The sequence below is a fragment of the Buttiauxella cochleicola genome (genome assembly GCF_021282435.1).
In the GTDB taxonomy this organism is placed as follows: Bacteria; Pseudomonadota; Gammaproteobacteria; order Enterobacterales; family Enterobacteriaceae; genus Buttiauxella; species Buttiauxella massiliensis.
This window is the reverse complement of sequence record NZ_JAJSOT010000002.1, coordinates 437,263-455,041: the sequence shown is the minus strand read 5'-3', so window position 1 is coordinate 455,041 and position 17,779 is coordinate 437,263. Positions and strand designations below refer to the sequence as shown.

General features: G+C 51.6%; 17 protein-coding genes. 6 read left to right on the top strand and 11 right to left on the bottom strand.

What is annotated here, in order from left to right:
• Complete coding sequence (gene cueR / locus LVQ77_RS07875; protein WP_232864156.1) at positions 1-402, top strand: Cu(I)-responsive transcriptional regulator; 402 nt, start codon at positions 1-3, stop codon at positions 400-402.
• Between the two features lie 51 nt (positions 403-453).
• On the opposite strand, the gene LVQ77_RS07870 is transcribed toward cueR, so the two are convergent.
• From LVQ77_RS07870 to tesA, 5 genes are all read right to left on the bottom strand, one after another.
• Positions 454-906, bottom strand: coding sequence for an NfeD family protein (locus tag LVQ77_RS07870; protein WP_232864157.1), 453 nt, complete (start codon positions 904-906; stop codon positions 454-456).
• The gene (locus LVQ77_RS07865) at positions 903-1,817 is read right to left on the bottom strand and encodes an SPFH domain-containing protein (RefSeq protein WP_064557085.1); all 915 of its coding nucleotides are present in this window, start codon (positions 1,815-1,817) and stop codon (positions 903-905) included. Before LVQ77_RS07865 ends, LVQ77_RS07870 begins: the two co-directional genes overlap by 4 nt.
• 89 nt (positions 1,818-1,906) lie before the next feature.
• On the bottom strand, positions 1,907-2,761 hold the full coding sequence (locus LVQ77_RS07860; RefSeq protein ID WP_232864158.1) for a co-chaperone YbbN: 855 nt from the start codon (positions 2,759-2,761) through the stop codon (positions 1,907-1,909).
• 56 nt (positions 2,762-2,817) lie between these two features.
• Positions 2,818-3,627, bottom strand: coding sequence for an SDR family oxidoreductase (locus LVQ77_RS07855; protein ID WP_232864159.1), 810 nt, complete (start codon positions 3,625-3,627; stop codon positions 2,818-2,820).
• The gene (tesA, locus tag LVQ77_RS07850; protein ID WP_503489112.1) at positions 3,617-4,243 is read right to left on the bottom strand and encodes a multifunctional acyl-CoA thioesterase I/protease I/lysophospholipase L1; all 627 of its coding nucleotides are present in this window, start codon (positions 4,241-4,243) and stop codon (positions 3,617-3,619) included. The genes LVQ77_RS07855 and tesA overlap by 11 nt, the downstream gene beginning before the upstream one ends.
• Here tesA and ybbA point away from each other — a divergent pair.
• The 3 genes from ybbA (at position 4,214) to LVQ77_RS07835 (ending at position 8,725) form a co-directional block, all read left to right on the top strand.
• Positions 4,214-4,900: a putative ABC transporter ATP-binding protein YbbA gene (gene ybbA / locus LVQ77_RS07845; protein ID WP_232904133.1), complete on the top strand. Its 687-nt coding sequence runs from the start codon at positions 4,214-4,216 to the stop codon at positions 4,898-4,900. The two genes, tesA and ybbA, sit on opposite strands and share 30 nt — an antisense overlap.
• Entirely contained in the window at positions 4,897-7,311 is a 2,415-nt protein-coding gene (gene ybbP / locus LVQ77_RS07840; RefSeq protein ID WP_232904132.1) for a putative ABC transporter permease subunit YbbP, read from the top strand. Before ybbA ends, ybbP begins: the two co-directional genes overlap by 4 nt.
• Before the next feature lie 262 nt (positions 7,312-7,573).
• Positions 7,574-8,725 carry a porin gene (locus LVQ77_RS07835; RefSeq protein WP_370644995.1) on the top strand — a complete coding sequence of 384 codons (1,152 nt, stop codon included), beginning with the start codon at positions 7,574-7,576 and terminating at the stop codon, positions 8,723-8,725.
• A gap of 26 nt (positions 8,726-8,751) precedes the next feature.
• On the opposite strand, the gene mnmH is transcribed toward LVQ77_RS07835, so the two are convergent.
• The 5 genes from mnmH to ppiB form a co-directional block, all read right to left on the bottom strand.
• Positions 8,752-9,855 (bottom strand): tRNA 2-selenouridine(34) synthase MnmH, encoded by a 1,104-nt coding sequence (gene mnmH / locus LVQ77_RS07830; protein WP_232904131.1) that lies wholly within the window; start codon positions 9,853-9,855, stop codon positions 8,752-8,754.
• A gap of 122 nt (positions 9,856-9,977) precedes the next feature.
• Complete coding sequence (purK, locus tag LVQ77_RS07825; protein WP_232904130.1) at positions 9,978-11,042, bottom strand: 5-(carboxyamino)imidazole ribonucleotide synthase; 1,065 nt, start codon at positions 11,040-11,042, stop codon at positions 9,978-9,980.
• A complete protein-coding gene (gene purE / locus LVQ77_RS07820) occupies positions 11,039-11,548 on the bottom strand; it encodes a 5-(carboxyamino)imidazole ribonucleotide mutase (protein WP_120063936.1) in 510 nt (169 codons plus the stop codon). Before purE ends, purK begins: the two co-directional genes overlap by 4 nt.
• A gap of 138 nt (positions 11,549-11,686) precedes the next feature.
• Positions 11,687-12,409: a UDP-2,3-diacylglucosamine diphosphatase gene (lpxH, locus tag LVQ77_RS07815; RefSeq protein WP_232904129.1), complete on the bottom strand. Its 723-nt coding sequence runs from the start codon at positions 12,407-12,409 to the stop codon at positions 11,687-11,689.
• A gap of 7 nt (positions 12,410-12,416) precedes the next feature.
• Positions 12,417-12,911 carry a peptidylprolyl isomerase B gene (ppiB, locus tag LVQ77_RS07810; protein WP_232864167.1) on the bottom strand — a complete coding sequence of 165 codons (495 nt, stop codon included), beginning with the start codon at positions 12,909-12,911 and terminating at the stop codon, positions 12,417-12,419.
• 188 nt (positions 12,912-13,099) lie between these two features.
• On the opposite strand from ppiB, the gene cysS reads away from it, so the two are divergent.
• Positions 13,100-14,488, top strand: coding sequence for a cysteine--tRNA ligase (cysS, locus tag LVQ77_RS07805; protein WP_232864168.1), 1,389 nt, complete (start codon positions 13,100-13,102; stop codon positions 14,486-14,488).
• A 90-nt stretch (positions 14,489-14,578) separates the two neighbouring features.
• Positions 14,579-15,241 carry a helix-turn-helix domain-containing protein gene (locus LVQ77_RS07800; RefSeq protein WP_232904128.1) on the top strand — a complete coding sequence of 221 codons (663 nt, stop codon included), beginning with the start codon at positions 14,579-14,581 and terminating at the stop codon, positions 15,239-15,241.
• Between the two features lie 75 nt (positions 15,242-15,316).
• On the opposite strand, the gene LVQ77_RS07795 is transcribed toward LVQ77_RS07800, so the two are convergent.
• On the bottom strand, positions 15,317-17,758 hold the full coding sequence (locus LVQ77_RS07795) for a trimethylamine-N-oxide reductase 2 (protein ID WP_232904127.1): 2,442 nt from the start codon (positions 17,756-17,758) through the stop codon (positions 15,317-15,319).
• Positions 17,759-17,779 lie beyond the last annotated feature (21 nt).

Genomic DNA, 17,779 nt, shown 5'->3' with positions numbered 1-17,779 from the left:
ATGAACATCAGCGATGTAGCGAAAAGGACCGGTTTAACCAGCAAAGCGATTCGTTTTTATGAAGAAAAGGGGCTAGTGACAGCACCGCTTCGTTCTGAAAACGGCTACCGTAGCTATTCGCAAAAGCATCTTGATGAGCTGACCTTGCTGCGCCAGGCACGGCAGGTGGGGTTTAATCTTGAAGAGTGTCGCGAGCTGGTCAACTTGTTTAACGACCCGGCGCGACACAGTGCGGATGTGAAAACCCGCACGCTACAAAAAGTGGCGGATATTGAAAAACATATCACTGAGCTTCAGGCGATGCGCCAACAACTGCTGGCGCTTGCCGAATCTTGCCCAGGGGACGATAGCGCAGATTGCCCGATTATCGACAACCTCTCGGGTTGCTGCCATCGTCAGTAATCAGTCGCTACGCTATCCTGGTTTGGATTAGCGTAGCGCCATCTTATTAACTCACGCTTGAACGGCCTTCACCTTCAACGTAATCCCTTCAACGGCGACCACTACAATATCGGTGCCTGCTGTCAAATCGCTATCTGCCATCACCGGCCATGAGCTATCGGCTACCCGGACATGGCCGCGGCCATTGACTAACGCGGTTTCCAAACGCAAACGCCTGCCAATAAGCTGGTGGCCGCGTTGATTGAGCACTTCGCCCGGCTCCTGCTGTTTACGTGTCGACAGCCAGCGCCACCACAGAAAAGCGGCAACCAGTGTGAGTACCGCAAAGCAAACACCTTGCCATTCCCAACCCAGCGGCACCATCCACACCAATAAACCTGTGAGTACAGCCGCAACACCGCTCCACAGCAGATAACCACTGGCACCAAGCATTTCAGCCGCCAGCAGCAGGCCACCCAGCGTTAGCCAGAAGATATGCGCATGGGTAAAAAGCAGGGCAATCATCTTTTACGCTCGGTACCGCTTTGCGCGATAAGTTCGCTAATACCGGCAATCGAGCCCATCAGGCTTGTGGCATCAAGCGGCATCAGCACCACTTTGCTGTTATTGGCCGAACCAATCTGTTGCAGCGCGTCGGTATATTTCTGGGCAACAAAGTAGTTAATTGCCTGGATATCCCCGGCAGCAATAGCTTCAGAAACCATTTTTGTCGCCGCTGCTTCTGCTTCCGCACTACGTTCACGGGCTTCTGCCTGTAAGAATGCCGACTGGCGCTCACCTTCCGCTTTCAGGATTTTTGACTGCTTATCCCCTTCGGCTTTGACGATTTCCGCCTGACGAATACCTTCAGCTTCGAGAATGTATGCACGCTTGGTACGTTCAGCTTTCATCTGCGCATTCATCGCGTCAATCAGTTCAGCCGGTGGGCGAACGTCACGAATCTCAATACGAGTGATTTTTATGCCCCATGGATTGGTGGCTTCATCAACGATATGCAGCAGGCGTGTGTTGATGTTGTCACGCTGCGAGAGCATTTCATCGAGCTCCATTGAACCGAGCACGGTACGGATGTTAGTCATGGTGAGGTTCATGATAGCCAGCTCAAGATTACTGACTTCATATGCCGCGCGAGGGGCGTCAACGACCTGAATAAAGCACACCGCGTCGATGGCGACGTTGGCGTTATCTTTAGAGATGATCTCCTGAGAAGGGATGTCGAGGACTTGCTCCATCATATTGATTTTGCGGCCAATACGGTCCATAAATGGCACCACAAGGCTTAAGCCCGGCATCAGGGTTTTAGTGTAACGGCCGAAGCGCTCCACGGTCCATTGGTAGCCCTGCGGCACGATTTTTACCCCGGCGCCGACGATAATCAGCGCGACGAGGATCAGTACGGGAATGACGATTAGCATCAAAAAAACCTCCATTGTTTATTTGATGTAAGTCTAACCCTTTACGTGGAAAGATTCAGTTTGAATCAGGTCATTTGATCAACGTAGCCTTAATACAGCAGCGAATACATTTGGCGGCGATATTTTGATGCCAGCGCATCACCGGTTCCAAGAGCGGCAAGGATCTCCATCAGCATTTTGCGCACCTGGCCATCGGCGGCACCGAGGTCTTTTTTCAGATGACTAAACAGCAGTTCCAGCGCTTCTTCGTTACGCCCGACCTGATGCAGTTGCAGTGCCAGCTGGCTGGCTAACAGTGCGTTTTCAGGATCTTGCTCAACTTGCTGTTGCAGCAGCTGAATTTCTGGTGTGTCGGCGGCTAGCTTCAGCAGGTCGATTTGAGCAACCAGGCCCTGATAACGGGTATCTTGATCCTGCAATGGAATAGTTTTCAGTACCGCTTCTGCATCTTCGCTACGGTTCAGTGCAATTTGCACTTCCGCCAGCATCAGACCAATTTCACTGTTCTGGTTGGAAATCTGCCAGGCGTCTTTGAGCAATGGCAGCGCTTCAGCGTGTTTGCCTTCTTGCATCAGCAGCATCGCTTCTTGCGCTTTCAGCTCTTCTTCACGCGGCAGAACTTTTTCCAGCAGCGCGCGAATCGCTTCTTCTGGCTGTGGCCCCTGGAAGCCATCAACAGGTTGACCATTCTGGAACAAATAAACCGTTGGGATGCTGCGCAAACCAAACTGAGATGCAACCATTTGCTCTGCATCGCAGTCTACTTTGGCAAGGATAAACTGCCCTTGATACTGAGCTGCAAGCTTATCCAGAACCGGTGTTAACTGTTCGCAGTGTTGGCTGCGTGCTGACCAGAAGTAGAACAGAATCGGTGTAGTAACGGACTGTTCCAGCACCTGGTGCATGTTCGCTTCGGTGATGTCGATATTGTATTGGGCAGACATAAATCAATTCCTTATAAAGATTTGCTTTTACATGGGGGCAAGGAGCTGTCCTTCAACTAACCACGTAAAATTTTATCCAACATACGGCCAGGTAACAGGCGGCGTAACCACGTTAAAGCATGGGCGACCAGCGTCACTGGATAGCGTAATTTCGGGTTTGAGCTTTCAAAAGCATGGCGCACTTTTTCCACTACCGCTTCTGGGCCGAGTGTAAAGCGTGCGGCAATCCCTGGGTTTTCTACCGGATGGTCAGCTTGAGTCTGGTTGACGTTCTGCGTGAACTGAGTGCGAATCGGGCCGGGCTCAATCAAGCTGACTTTAATACCGCTGTGATGCAGTTCCATACGTAGTGCATCGGACCAGGCTTCCAGGGCGTATTTACTGGCGGCATAAGCACCACGACCGGGGGTAGAAACCAGTCCCATAACCGAGCTGGTCATCACAATGCGCCCTTCGCGGTGCGGTAACATGGCCGGCAGAAGCAACATGGTGAGTTGGTGGGTGCCGAATAAATTGGTCGAAAACTGTTGCTCAAGTTGGCCGCGTGAAAGGGTTTGCAACGGGCCATAAACGCCGTACCCGCCATTATTAAACAGCCCGTAAAGGCGGTTTCCGGTCAGTTCAATGACTTGTTCCGCCGCCGCTTTCACACTCTCGGGCGAGTCGAGGTCGAGCAACACGCCGGTAAATCCGGCCTGGTTCATGCGCTCAACATCTGCGGGTTTACGGCAGGCTGCCAGAACGTGATAACCCTTCTGCTTTAAATCTTGTGCGCAGGCAAAACCAATACCGCTGGAACAACCTGTAATTAAAACTGATTTTTGCATAACTTTACCCGAGAGGTGCCCCGATTGTTCATGAGTCATGTTTAACTAAAGGTGCCAGACGGGAAGACATCCAGTCGGCGATAAACGGCTGAGCATCACTATTCGGATGTATACCGTCATCCTGCATCCATTGCGGTTTCAAATAGACCTCCTCCATAAAAAATGGCAGAAGAGGGATAGAAAACTCTTTGGCAAGTTGCGGATAAATAGCGCTAAACGACTCATTATAACGACGCCCGTAGTTTGCAGGCAGACGTATTTGCATCAGCAATGGTTGAGCGTTTGCCGCTTTCACATCGTTAATTATCTGGCGCAGACTTTTCTCGATGGCTTGTGGCTGAAACCCGCGCAGGCCATCGTTACCGCCAAGCTCAATTAATACCCAGCGAGGCTGATGCTGTTTCAGCAGCGCGGGTAAGCGTGCCAGCCCTTGTGGTGCGGTGTCGCCACTAATACTGGCGTTCACAACTCTAGTATTTTGCTGGTTCCATTTCTTATCCAGCAGAGCAGGCCAGGCCGCCGTTGCCGACATTCGGTAACCCGCGCTCAGGCTATCACCCAGAATCAACAACGTGTCCGCAAAAGCGGCACGACAGGTCATCAAAGCCAGAAACAGGAAGGGCAAATGCCAGCGGAAAACATTGTTGAAGTTCATCATCTTAGTAAGTCCGTAGGAACTGGGGAACATCAGCTCTCCATCCTTACCGGAGTTGAGCTGGTTGTCAAACCGGCGCAGACCATTGCGTTAATCGGTGAGTCCGGCTCCGGGAAGTCTACACTACTGGCGATCCTCGCCGGGCTTGATGATGGCAGCGAAGGGGAAGTTCACCTGTGCGGCCAGCCGTTACACAGCATGGACGAAGAAGCGCGCGCGGCGCTGCGGGCGAAAAACGTCGGCTTTGTGTTCCAGTCATTTATGTTAGTCCCCACGCTAAACGCGCTGGAAAATGTTGAACTTCCATCATTGTTACGCGGCGAAAACGACTCTTCCAGTCGCGCCCAGGCCAAAGCGCTGCTCGAACAACTTGGCTTGGGTAAACGTTTGGATCATCTCCCCGCGCAGCTTTCCGGTGGTGAGCAGCAGCGTGTGGCGCTGGCTCGCGCCTTTAATGGTCGCCCGACAGTACTGTTTGCCGATGAACCTACCGGCAATCTCGATCGCCACACCGGCGACCGCATCGCCGATTTGCTCTTTTCGTTAAACCGCGATTTCGCCACAACGCTGATTCTCGTCACGCACGATGAACAGCTCGCCGCCCGCTGCGACCGCCGCCTGCGCCTGCGCGAAGGGCAACTGTGGGAGGAAGCATGATTGCCCGCTGGTTCTGGCGCGAATGGCGCTCACCATCGTTACTGATTGTCTGGTTGGCGTTGAGCCTGGCGGTGGCGTGTGTCTTGGCGCTAGGCAATATCAGCGACCGCATGGAACAAGGGCTAAACCAGCAAAGCCGTGATTTTATGGCGGGTGACCGTGCGTTACGCAGCTCACGCGAAGTGCCTGAGGAATGGCTGGAGCAGGCGAAAAAGGACGGACTGAAAGTCGGCAAACAACTGACTTTTGCCACCATGACCTTTTCCGGGGATACGCCACAACTGGCATCGGTTAAAGCCGTCGATGAGGTTTACCCGATGTACGGCCAGCTCGACACCAACCCGGTGGGACTGAAACCTGAGCCGGGAAGTGTGTTGTTGGCTCCGCGCTTAATGGCACTGCTCAATCTCAAAGTAGGGGATTCGCTGGACGTAGGCGACACCACATTGCGTATCGCGGGCGAAGTTATCCAGGAACCGGATTCTGGGTTTAACCCGTTCCAGATGGCCCCGCGCTTGATGATGAACCTTGCGGATGTGGAGAAAACCGGTGCAGTGCAGCCAGGGAGCCGTATCTCCTGGCGCTACAAATTTGGCGGTACGCCAGCCCAGCTCGATAAGTTTGAAAAATTTGTTGTTCCACTGCTTAAACCGGAACAGCGTTGGTACGGTATGGAGCAAGATGATGGCGCTCTCGGGAAATCTCTGGAACGCTCGCAACAATTCTTGCTGCTCTCCGCTCTTCTGACGTTATTACTGGCAGTCGCAGCCGTTGCGGTCGCTATGAATCATTACTGCCGTAGCCGCTACGATTTAGTCGCCATACTGAAAACCCTCGGCGCAGGGCGTGCTGCACTGCGCAAGCTGATTATCGGCCAATGGTTGATGGTGCTGGCGCTGGCGGCCGTTACCGGTGGTGCCGCAGGGCTGGTGTTTGAAGCGGTGCTAATGCGCCTGCTTAAACCTGTATTGCCTGCCGCCTTACCGCCAGCCAGTCTGTGGCCTTGGGTGTGGGCAATCGGCTCGATGGTGGTGATTTCGTTATTGGTCGGCCTGCGTCCTTATCGCCTGTTGCTGGCAACCCAACCACTGCGCGTATTACGCCGTGATGCGGTAGCGAATGTCTGGCCGTTGAAAATCTATCTGCCCGTTATCTTTATAGTTGTTGTTGCACTTTTAGCGCTGCTTATGGGCGGCAGCACGCTGCTGTGGGCTGTGCTGGCAGGTACAGTTGTACTCGCGGTTTTGTGCGGCATTGTCGGCTGGGGTGTACTGAAGCTTCTGAAGAAGCTGACGCTGAAAAACCTCGCGCTGCGCCTGGCTGTAAATCGTCTTCTGCGCCAGCCATGGGCAACCTTAAGTCAGCTCGCAGCGTTCTCGCTATCGTTTATGTTACTGGCATTGTTATTGGTGCTGCGTGGCGATTTGCTTGACCGCTGGCAGCAACAGTTGCCGCCGGAAAGCCCGAACTATTTCCTGCTAAACATTGCCACCGAGCAGGTTCAGCCGGTGAAAGAGTTTTTGGCTGAACACCAGATTATCCCCGAGTCGTTCTACCCGATTGTGCGGGTGCGCATGACGGCGATAAACGGAAAGTCCACCGAGGGTAATCCTGATGAAGCACTTAACCGCGAGCTAAACCTGACGTGGCAGAGCCAGAAACCAACGCATAACCCGATACTTGCTGGTTCCTGGCCGCCGAAAGCAGGCGAAGTTTCGATGGACGAGGGTGTAGCAAAACGGCTGAAGATTAAACTGGGGGATACCGTCACCTTTATGGGTGATACCCAGGATTTCTCGGCGAAAGTTTCCAGCCTGCGTAAAGTTGATTGGGAAAGTCTGCGACCTAATTTCTACTTTATCTTCCCGCCGGGCGCGCTCGACAACCAACCGCAAAGCTGGCTGACGAGCTTCCATCTGGATGGGAAAAATGGCGTGTTAACACAACTTAACCGTGAATTCCCTACCGTCAGTTTGCTGGATATCGGGGCTATTCTGCGCCAGGTCGGACAGGTGTTGGAACAGGTCAGTCGGGCATTGGAAGTGATGGTGGTGCTGGTTACCGCTTGCGGTGTGCTGTTACTGCTGGCCCAGGTTCAAGTGGGGATGCGCCAACGGCATCAGGAACTGGTGGTATATCGCACCCTGGGGGCAGGGAAACGCCTGCTGCGTACGACTTTGTGGTGTGAGTTTGCAGTGCTGGGGTTCGTTTCCGGGCTGGTGGCGGCGATTGGTGCTGAAACTGCGCTCGGTCTACTGCAAACACGTGTGTTTGATTTCCCATGGGAACCAGACTGGCGGTTGTGGGTAATCCTGCCGTTAACCGGTGCGGTGCTGCTTTCTCTGTGTGGCGGCTGGTTAGGGATTCGTTTGCTGAAAGGTAAAGCGTTATTCCGCCAGTTTGTTGCCTGAATATTATTCCATCTAAAAAATGGCCACGGTGTTATCCGTGGCTTTTTTATTCCTTGTGTTATATTGCGCTATAAATCAACTTATATTTCGGTTTTGTTAGTGCTTGAATATATTTCAGGCGCAATTGTTTTATTTGTTAATAACTATTAACAAAATGCTCTATTTTTAAAGGCACAAAACAATAAAAATTTTTCCGATACCAGGTTAAATAAAAGGATATATTTTTAGCTCTAATAATAAGTATGGTAATCAGGTTTTTTTGATGAAAACAAAATTGCGTGTTCTTCCACAATTAGTGGGAGCAGGTCTGCTATTGGGCATGGCTTCATTTGCTGCTAATGCAGAAATTACAGTGTTAAAACAATCGCCTGAGGCGGGTGATCCACTTAGCCGCCTTAACTTTACCGTTGGCGGTAGTATTCGTCCGCAATTCAATATGATGACCGGCGATAGCGACAAAGGCTCTTATAAGAATAATGGCTTTGATGGCGGCACTCGTTTTCGCTTTACCGCTGATTATTATCTCTTCGATGATATTAGCTGGATAACCTATTACGAACTTGGGGTTAACATTCCGGCTGTATTTGACTGGGATAATCATTATGCAGAAGGGGCAAATGATACTGACCGTCGTATGCTTTATACCGGTTTTAAAAGTAAGACCTGGGGTCAGCTAACCTACGGTAAGCAAAATAGCGTCTATTACGATGTTGTTGGCGCGAAAACCGATATCTGGGATTACGACATGATCGGCCAGGCATCGGCTAATGGTATTAATGGCAACTATGATGGTACTTATCGTTCACGCGCCATGCTGAAATATAAGAATACTTTCGGTGATGCCGATGTGTATGTCTCTTATCTGTTCAACGATGACGAATATTTGCCGGGTAACGGCCTGCGTTACAAACGTAAAGGCGGCGGTTCACTGGGTGTGGATTATCATCTGACCAAAGATCTGACCTGGGGTACAGCGTGGAACTACACGCGTGCAGAAATGCGCGATCCGGGCACTAGCGAAAGTAAAAATTACGACCAGAATATCCTCGGTACAGCACTGAGCTGGAAACCTGACAACTGGACGTTCAGCATTGGTGGCGGTTGGTATCAGAACTTCATGACCACTAAAAAAGTAGATGTGAACGATTACTTCGCTGGTGATGCGTGGGGCGTGGAATACTTTGCTGGCTACACCATTCCGGTGGATCAGTTTGCCGTTCAAAGTGTACAGCCATACTTCATGGGCGACCGCATTGACTACATTAACGGTCGCGATTACCAGCGCATCGATAATGGCGTGGGTGTTAGCTTCCAACTGGATTACGGTTTCCGTGTTGATTATGAACACGTCTTTACGTCCAGCACTGACAACCTGGGTGATATGAACCTGGTTCGTCTGCGTTACGACTTCTAATCGTGTTGTGGCGGATAGCGCTTGCGCTATTCGCCCGTACGCTTACGCAGCCACTCTTCAACCTGGCTGTAGTCGCCACGAAACACGATATTTCCCGCTTTCTTACTGAGCTGATAGCGATACATCGGGTCGTAATACTCTTCAAGTAGTGGCGCAAGCCACGCCAGATGTCCATCAACCGAACCGGTTTTACGTTGCAGTTCTAACGCCTCATCCAGATATTTGCTAAATTGCGCAAAACGCTCCATGCCCAAACGACGGCGAATAGCGAACAGGCCGTGATGCAAATATTCACCGTAGTTTTGCCAGGCTGTCTCTTCGTCGTGTACCGACAAAAACGCCGCGCTCATCTGCTCGAAATATTCGAATTTCAAACGCTCCAGACGCTGCTCAAACGGGTCTTCAATCACCACAATCGGCGAGCGCAGCATCTGCTCTCTGAAGCATTCCGGGATATGACGTGAGCCAATCATGCGGCCTTCATCTTCCACCACCCATGTCACTTCTGCATTGTCGCTTTTTTGAAGTAGCGTGACCGCGAGGTTATTTTCAAAGTTAGTTTGCGAGGGTTGTTCCACAATCGTGCGGCCAAATGAGGAACCGCGATGGTGCGCCAGCCCTTCAAGATCGACGCCGGTGGGCAGCGAGCGAATCAGGATCGTTTTACCACCGCCGGTATTTCCGCTGACGAGCACCATTGGCCATTGCGAGCGAGCTTCTATCACGTCCATGGCGTAATGGCGCAGCGCTTTATAACCGCCTTCAACCAGCGGATAGTCAACGCCTGCTTCGCGTAACCACTCCTGAACCAGATGCGAACGCATGCCGCCACGCGCGCAACACAAATACCCCTGCGGATTTTGTCGACACGCTTCCAGCCATTTTTGCAAACGGGCTTCACGGATTTCGCCGTGTACGAGACGATGGCCCAGCTCAACCGCTGCCTGCTGCCCGCGCTGTTTATAGCAAGTGCCCACTGCAGCACGCTCGTCATCTGTCATCAGCGGGAAATTTAGCGCGGCAGGCATTGCCCCCTGGCTGAATTCAACCGGAGCGCGCACGTCGATTAGCGGAATACCGCTGCGCAGCAGATGTTCGTAATTTTGAGTATCAGGACGAGCGTTTTGCATAGAAAAACCTTAGAGCGAGTGAGGCCGAAACGCCGTGGATTGTGCGCCTTCGCGTCTGGAAAAGAAAGGTTGGGGAGACTTGAGTGAAAGAGCGGGGGAACAAATCGCCACCCGCTGAAAGATTAGAACTTGCTTTGCGCCCAGGCAATTCCGCTGGCGTATTCCGCTGGCAACAGCGGCACCATCGCTTCGAGAGAGGCGCACAGTCTGCCGGTATCGCTGTCGTTGAGGTTGAGATGGCCCACTTTGCGGCCTTCGCGCACCTCTTTATCGTACCAGTGCAGATGAACCAGCGGCAGCTTCAACCAGTCGTAATTCACATCGGTGCCGATAAGATTAATCATGACTGACGGGGCGTTCACCACCGGTTGCGGCAGCGGCAGGTCAACAATGGCGCGTAGATGCAATTCAAACTGGCTAATCGATGCGCCGTTTTGCGTCCAGTGCCCGCTGTTGTGTACGCGTGGGGCCAGCTCGTTGATAAGCAGTCCAGCTGGCGTGATAAAGCACTCCATCGCCATGACACCGACATATTTCAGCTCGTGCATGATGGCAGAAAGCATCGTTTCAGCTTGCTGTTGTTGTTCAATATCAGCCTGTGGGAAAACCACGCTAGTGCGCAGAATACCGTCCTGATGGAGGTTGTGCGTTAACGGATAAAACACAGTTGTGCCATCGTGGCCACGCGCGCCAACTAAAGAGACTTCGCCCGAGAAGTTAATACCTTGCTCAACGATGCATTCGCCGTAGCAATCGTCCGGCAACTGAGAGGTTTCATGGCTGCGTAAACGCCACTGCCCACGCCCGTCATAACCACCTGTGCGGCGCTTCACAATCGCCAGCTCGCCAAGATTCTGGAAAACACCCGTCCATTCATCGCGGCTAGAAAGTAACTGCCATGGCGCGGTCGCTAGTTCGAGCTTATCGAATAGCTGCTTTTGCGTCAGACGGTCGGCGATAATCGGGAACACATCGCGGTTCACAAACGCGTTATGACGCGCCAGTTCACGGGTGAGGGCGGTTTCTGGCCAGCGTTCAATTTCTGCGGTGATGACGCTTTGCGCAAATGGCACGGCTTCAGGTTCGGCATCCAGGCCAACCGGGTAAACCGCGATGCCCAGCGGTTCGCCTGCCTGGCGCAGCATTCTGCCTAACTGGCCGTTACCCAACACGCAGACGCGTTTCATGCTTCACCCCGTGGGTCCGGGTTTTCCAGCACTTCGTCGGTCTGGCTTTGACGCCACGCTTCAAGGCGCTGATGCAACGCTTTATCGTGGATCGCGAGGATTTGCGCCGCCAGCAGGGCCGCGTTCGCCGCACCGGCTTTGCCGATTGCCAGCGTGCCAACCGGAATACCGCGTGGCATTTGCACAATAGAATAGAGACTGTCTACGCCGCTTAACGCCGCGCTCTGAACAGGTACGCCCAACACGGGAACCAGGGTTTTTGCTGCAATCATGCCCGGTAAATGCGCCGCTCCGCCTGCACCGGCAATAATCACCTGCAAACCGTTGTCGCTTGCCTGTTCAGCAAAGCTGAAAAGTTTATCGGGAGTGCGGTGTGCGGAAACCACTTCGACATGGTGCGGGACATCAAGGGCGGTGAGGATTTCTGCGGCAAACTGCATGGTAGCCCAGTCACTTTTGGAACCCATGACAATGGCGATACGCGCCGGGGTCTGGTTGGAGGACATGCGTCTCAAAACTCCTGTGGGTATGCAAACATCACCGAACGTGGCTCGGTCGGTCAGAAGGGCTCAGAGAATAGCATGAACATAGAGCAAGGAAAACGGTTGCGTGGTCAACAAGGCAGCAAAAAGGCGTGATTTTGTTTAAAAAGAGAAGGAGATGAGTTCGACGTCTTCGGCAGTGACTTTGATCATCGACCCTTCGCTATGCCATGCACCGAGCACGCAGCGAAACGCGGGTTTGCCGTTGGCTGAAATAGGATGAATTTCTGGGCGATGGGTATGACCGTGGATCATCCATTGCACCTGATGGCGGGTGAGCGCATCAATAACCGCATGCTGATTCACATCCATAATCGCCATCGATTTACTGCTGTTTGAGGCTTTGCTGTTGGCGCGCATTTTCGCGGCCACACGCTTGCGGATAAACAGCGGCAGGGTGAGGAACAAACATTGCAGCCAGGGCTGGTGAACTTTCTTGCGGAAGGCTTGATAACCGTGGTCGTCTGTACACAGCGTGTCGCCGTGCAGGATCAGCATTTTGCGGCCATACAGGTCGAGCATCTTTTCTTCTGGCAGAAGCGTCATGCCGCTTAAGCGGGCAAAACGTTTACCGAGTAAGAAATCGCGGTTGCCGTGAATAAAGAAGCAGGGAACACCAGAATACACCAGGTCTTTAATGGCTAAAGCGATTTGGCGGTGCAGCGGTTCGGGGTCATCGTCGCCAATCCAGGCTTCAAACAGATCGCCAAGAATATAGAGCGCATCAGCTTCCCGAGCGGTGCCCGCCAGAAAACGCAGAAAACCGGCGGTAATCGCCGGTTCTTCTGAACACAGATGTAAATCTGCGATAAACAGCGTCGCCATGGGCGAGTTATTCGCTGACGGTTACGCTTGTGATAACCACGTCTTCTTTAGGAACGTCCTGGTGCATACCGCTGCGGCCAGTGGACACGCCTTTGATTTTCTCAACAACGTCCATGCCTTCTACAACTTCAGCAAATACGCAGTAACCCCAACCTTGCATGCTTTCGCTGCTGAAGTTCAGGAAATCGTTGTCAGCCACGTTAATAAAGAACTGGGAACTTGCAGAATGTGGCGCATTGGTACGTGCCATTGCCAGCGTACCTTTGGTGTTTTTCAGGCCGTTATTCGCTTCGTTCTGGATGGTGTCTTTGGTGTCTTTTTGCTTCATACCCGGTTCAAAACCGCCGCCCTGGATCATAAAGCCATTGATCACACGGTGGAAAATGGTGTTGGCGTAGAAACCTTCGCGGCAGTACTCGAGGAAGTTTTTGACAGTAATCGGCGCTTTATCATCAAAAGTTTTGATTACGATATCGCCGTGATTAGTATGAAAAGTAACCATGCTGTGCATCCTATATTAGTCAGACAGTGTTCCGGCAAACGGTGCCGCCACACAAGGTGGTTGTTATATCATAACTGCGTCCTGCCCGTCAGCATGCGATAACCTCGCAAAGCGTGCTGCCTCCAGGTAAAATTATGGTTTAATATAGCCAATTGCACCGTTTCGACACACTTACATGGAATCCCCTGATGTTAAAAATCTTCAATACAATGAGTCGCCAAAAAGAGGAATTCAAACCTATTCATGCCGGAGAGGTTGGCATGTACGTGTGTGGTATCACCGTTTACGATTTGTGTCATATCGGACATGGCCGTACTTTTGTTGCCTTTGATGTGGTTGCGCGTTACCTGCGTTTTCTCGGCTATAAGCTGAAATACGTTCGCAACATTACTGATATCGACGACAAAATTATCAAACGCGCCAATGAAAACGGCGAAGATTTTGTGGCACTGGTTGATCGCATGGTTGCTGAAATGCATACCGATTTCGACGCGCTGAATATTTTGCGCCCGGACAGTGAGCCGCGCGCTACCAAACATATCCCGGACATCATCGAAATTGTTGAACAGCTTATTGAGCGCAATCACGCCTATGTTGCCAGCAATGGCGATGTGATGTTCTCGGTAGAAAGCGATGTCGATTACGGCAAACTTTCCCGTCAGGATCTGGAACAGCTGCAAGCCGGTGCGCGTGTTGAAGTCGAAGCGAACGTCAAACGTAACCCAATGGATTTCGTGCTGTGGAAAATGTCCAAGCCGGGCGAACCAAGCTGGTCATCCCCTTGGGGCGAGGGCCGTCCAGGCTGGCACATCGAATGTTCGGCGATGAACTGCAAACAGCTCGGTAACCATTTTGATATTCATGGTGGCGGTTCGGACTTGATGTTCCCGCACCACGAAAACGAAATCGCCCAGTCAACCTGTGCGCACGGCGGCGAGTACGTTAACACCTGGATGCACTCCGGCATGGTGATGGTTGACCGTGAGAAAATGTCCAAATCACTGGGCAACTTCTTCACTGTGCGTGACGTGCTGAAATATTACGATGCTGAAACTATTCGCTATTTCCTGATGTCCGGTCACTATCGCAGCCAGCTGAACTACAGCGAAGAGAACCTGAAACAGGCGCGTACTTCGCTTGAGCGTTTGTACACCGCGCTGCGCGGCACCGATTCCAGCGTTCAGCCTGCGGGCGGCGAAGCATTTGAAGCGCGTTTCCGTGAAGCGATGGACGATGATTTCAATACGCCGGAAGCCTATTCCGTGTTGTTCGATATGGCGCGTGAAGTAAACCGCCTAAAAACCGAAGACTTAGCAGCGGCAAATGGCCTGGCTGCCGCACTGCGTCAACTTTCTGCGGTGTTAGGTCTGCTTGAGCAAGATCCAGAATCCTTCCTGCAAGGTGGTGCGCAGTCTGACGACAGTGAAGTTGCCGAAATCGAAGCGCTAATCAAACAGCGTAACGACGCGCGTCAATCAAAAGACTGGGCGCTGGCGGACCAGGCGCGTGACCGTCTGAATGAGATGGGTATCGTGCTGGAAGATGGCCCACAAGGCACGACCTGGCGTAGAAAGTAGAACTTATTCAGTTTGTTATATAGAAAGCGGCGCAAGCCGCTTTTTTTATCAGCTATGATTGTGGTGCGAGGAATATAAAAAGGTTAACTCATGACCACCGTAAATGATCAAAACAGTGAATCAGGGCTGTCCTCTCTTTATCCACACAGGCCTGTAGCTGAGATATATGCTCTCAAGGAAGCGCTTTCCACGCTTGGGACGGTACGTTCATTTCAGCCTAATGATGAAGTGCACGCAGTTTTGCAGCACGAAAAATACCTGTATCTATTCAATGAAGGGCATTTTACAGCTGTTCGTGCAATTGATGGCTTAGTCCTGTCATCGGTGAGAGGTGAGATGATTTATGGCATTGCTGAATGTTTGCGGCCTCGTGGCGGCTGGTTTTTGAAAGTAGAAGAGCCCTGTGAAGCGCGAGTTATCCCGGCTGAGCAAGCATTTGAACTCTTTACCCGACTGCAATTGTGGGAGTCAGTTTCTGGCATTCTTGCCTGGTTTTTACAGATGTACTCTTTACGTGATGAGCATCTGGTAGGCGTTACGGCGTATGTGATGATTCGCAATAAATTGCTTGAACTGGATTTGCAACCTGCTGAGGTACGCCGTGACATTAATGCAGCAGATTTTATTCAGGAACGTACGCAACTGGCGCGCAGCACGATTATGGCGATTCTTGGGGAATTACGTCGTGGTGATTACATTGAGATTAAGCGTGGGAAACTGGTAGCGATTCGGCATTTACCGAAGGAGTATTAGTAAGACTGGGTCGCAAGGATAAATTAGTGAAAATAAACCCCTAAGGTTATTACCGAAGGGGTTTATTGTTTTATGTTACGCTCCGACAGGAGGCGTAAATGCACTAAGTGTTAACTCCGCTCCTGAATACTTCTCTAGTTTCACCAATGACGTATTTGCAGAGCAGCCATTTGCCAGGCGTGATGTTGGAATATCTTTGGTCAGCACGTTAGCGCTGCCGTTCTTGCAAATACCGGTTGCTGGATCAAGATCCGGCCAGGCGCCTTCGTGAATGCAAACCACTCCGGGTTTGATCCCATCAGTAACCACAACTCCCGCTAAAACCTGACCACGATCGTTCCACACGCGAACCGTATCCCCGTTTTTAACACCGCATTTTGCTGCATCATCAGAATGGATATAGATGGGTTCACGGTTCGCCACGGCATACTTTTTACGCAGTTCGGCATAATTAAGCTGGCTATGCAGACGGTGAGCCGGATGCGCGGTTAAAAGTTGCAGCTGGCCCGGTTGAGCGTTGCCTGCCCATTCATCTGGTTCAAGCCAGGTCGGGTGTGCCGGGCAATCTTTATAGCCAAATTCTTCGATAGTTTTTGAGTGGATCTCTATTTTTCCGCTCGGTGTACCTAGTGGGTTCATCACCGGGTCTTTGCGGAAATCCGCATAGCGTACGAAGGTTTCATTTTTCGGGTTTTTACGCATTTCGATAAGCTTGTTTGCCTGCCAGAAAGCAGAGAACTGCGGCATATTGACGCGTTGTGCCCGGGCTCCTTTCTGCGCGGCATCGTAGAACTCGCGCAGCCAGGCCATTTCATCTTTCCCTTCGGTGTAAACAGCTTTTCCTCCAGCTTTGAGTAGTTCTGCCAGATCGGCAAATACGTCAAAGTCATTACGCGCTTCAAATTGTGGTGCTATGGCCTGCTTCATCGGCACCAGGTGCTGGTTGCTATAGTCGCCGGTCATGGTCAGATCGTTGCGTTCAAAGGAGGTCGTTATCGGTAGCACGATATCTGCGTGTTTTGCTGCAGCTGTCCAGTAGCATTCAGAAATCACCACCAGCTCTGGCTTCTGCCAGGCAGCAATGAGCCTGTTAGTGTCCTGGTGATGGGTGAAGTTACCGCCGCCTGCCCACCAGATCATTTTGATATCAGGGAAGGTTTGTTCCTTACCGTTGTGTTGGTATTTAACGCCTGGGTTCTCCAGTGCTTCGACAATACGAGCCACTGGAATATTAGTGACAGCATCGGATGTAGCCCAGTCATTACCGGCGGAAGAATTGCCTGCAACGGTTGCAGAAATTGCCGTTAATACGCCGCCACTACGCGTTGGGTTACCACCATTTGAATAGTGATAGGAGAAGCCGAAACCACCACCATCACTGCCAATTTGCCCAAGCATTGCTGCGAGCGTCACCAGCATCCAGTGGCGCTGTTCGCCATACTGCTGACGCTGGATACCCCATCCAGCCATAAGCATGGTTTTATTTTTGGCGAATATCTCGGCCAGCAGCGTGATTTGTTTAGCAGGAACCCCGCAAATTTTTTCAGCCCAGGCGGCGTTTTTAGGTGTTTTGTCAGCAACACCAAGAAGATAGGACTCAAATTCCGCGTATCCGGTGGTGTATTTCTCAATAAAGGCCTTATCGTGCAGGTTTGCTTCAACCAGCGTATGGGCGATCCCCATCATCAGTGCAACGTCAGTACCTATGTTGGGAGCAATCCACTGAACTTTATCACCAAAGAAACCGATGGTTTCTGAACGCATAGGATCGATGGCAATCACCGTTTTGCCAGAAGCTTTCAACTGATTGAAATATTCCAGGCCTTGTTCATCGGTACTGCTCCAGGCGATTTTCAGCGTATTTAGCGGGTTCATTCCCCACAGAACAACGACCTGGCTATTTTTAAGGATCATGGGCCAGACGGTTTGCTGTTCGTAAACCTCAACGGAACCGACAACGTGCGGCAGAATCACTTGTGCAGCACCTGTGGAATAATCCCCAGTGTGACCAACATAACCGCCAGCCATACTCATATAACGTTGTAATAATGTTTGTGCTTTATGCAGCACTCCGCTGGAGCGCCAGCCATAAGAGCCCGCAAAGATAGATGCCGGGCCATGAGTGGTACGAATACGAGCATGCTGTTCGTGAATGAGCTTTAGCGCGTCATCCCAGGAAACGCGGACAAACTCATCTTTACCGCGTTTTCCATCTGCTGTTCCAGGTGCTGCGAGATAACTTTTACGTACCATAGGGTACTTAATTCTACAGGCTGTATGAGCCTGATCAGGTGCGCTGCTCTGTAGTGAGTTCTCGATGGTTTTAGCCAGAACGCCTTTCGAAGAGACTATCTTCCCATCTTTCACTTCAACTTCAATTGCTCCCCAGCGAGCAGCGGTGAGTATTGTACCTGCAGGTGTTTCAGCCCATGCAGGAAGCGGGATTGCTGAGGACACCACCATGGCGCCAGCCGTACCGCCTGCCGTTTTCAAAAAACTACGTCGTGTTAACTTCATCATTCTCTCCTTAAATGAACA

Bases quoted from the DNA above. Each gene is read 5' to 3' on its own strand.
- lpxH (WP_232904129.1), bottom strand. From the start codon at position 12,409: ATGGCGACGCTGTTTATCGCAGATTTACATCTGTGTTCAGAAGAACCG.
- LVQ77_RS07860 (WP_232864158.1), bottom strand. From the start codon at position 2,761: ATGTCTGCCCAATACAATATCGACATCACCGAAGCGAACATGCACCAG.
- LVQ77_RS07800 (WP_232904128.1), top strand. From the start codon at position 14,579: ATGACCACCGTAAATGATCAAAACAGTGAATCAGGGCTGTCCTCTCTT.
- cysS (WP_232864168.1), top strand. From the start codon at position 13,100: ATGTTAAAAATCTTCAATACAATGAGTCGCCAAAAAGAGGAATTCAAA.
- LVQ77_RS07855 (WP_232864159.1), bottom strand. From the start codon at position 3,627: ATGACTCATGAACAATCGGGGCACCTCTCGGGTAAAGTTATGCAAAAA.
- purK (WP_232904130.1), bottom strand. From the start codon at position 11,042: ATGAAACGCGTCTGCGTGTTGGGTAACGGCCAGTTAGGCAGAATGCTG.
- purE (WP_120063936.1), bottom strand. From the start codon at position 11,548: ATGTCCTCCAACCAGACCCCGGCGCGTATCGCCATTGTCATGGGTTCC.
- ppiB (WP_232864167.1), bottom strand. From the start codon at position 12,911: ATGGTTACTTTTCATACTAATCACGGCGATATCGTAATCAAAACTTTT.
- LVQ77_RS07795 (WP_232904127.1), bottom strand. From the start codon at position 17,758: ATGAAGTTAACACGACGTAGTTTTTTGAAAACGGCAGGCGGTACGGCT.
- cueR (WP_232864156.1), top strand. From the start codon at position 1: ATGAACATCAGCGATGTAGCGAAAAGGACCGGTTTAACCAGCAAAGCG.
- mnmH (WP_232904131.1), bottom strand. From the start codon at position 9,855: ATGCAAAACGCTCGTCCTGATACTCAAAATTACGAACATCTGCTGCGC.
- ybbP (WP_232904132.1), top strand. From the start codon at position 4,897: ATGATTGCCCGCTGGTTCTGGCGCGAATGGCGCTCACCATCGTTACTG.
- ybbA (WP_232904133.1), top strand. From the start codon at position 4,214: ATGCCAGCGGAAAACATTGTTGAAGTTCATCATCTTAGTAAGTCCGTA.
- LVQ77_RS07835 (WP_370644995.1), top strand. From the start codon at position 7,574: ATGAAAACAAAATTGCGTGTTCTTCCACAATTAGTGGGAGCAGGTCTG.
- tesA (WP_503489112.1), bottom strand. From the start codon at position 4,243: ATGAACTTCAACAATGTTTTCCGCTGGCATTTGCCCTTCCTGTTTCTG.
- LVQ77_RS07865 (WP_064557085.1), bottom strand. From the start codon at position 1,817: ATGCTAATCGTCATTCCCGTACTGATCCTCGTCGCGCTGATTATCGTC.
- LVQ77_RS07870 (WP_232864157.1), bottom strand. From the start codon at position 906: ATGATTGCCCTGCTTTTTACCCATGCGCATATCTTCTGGCTAACGCTG.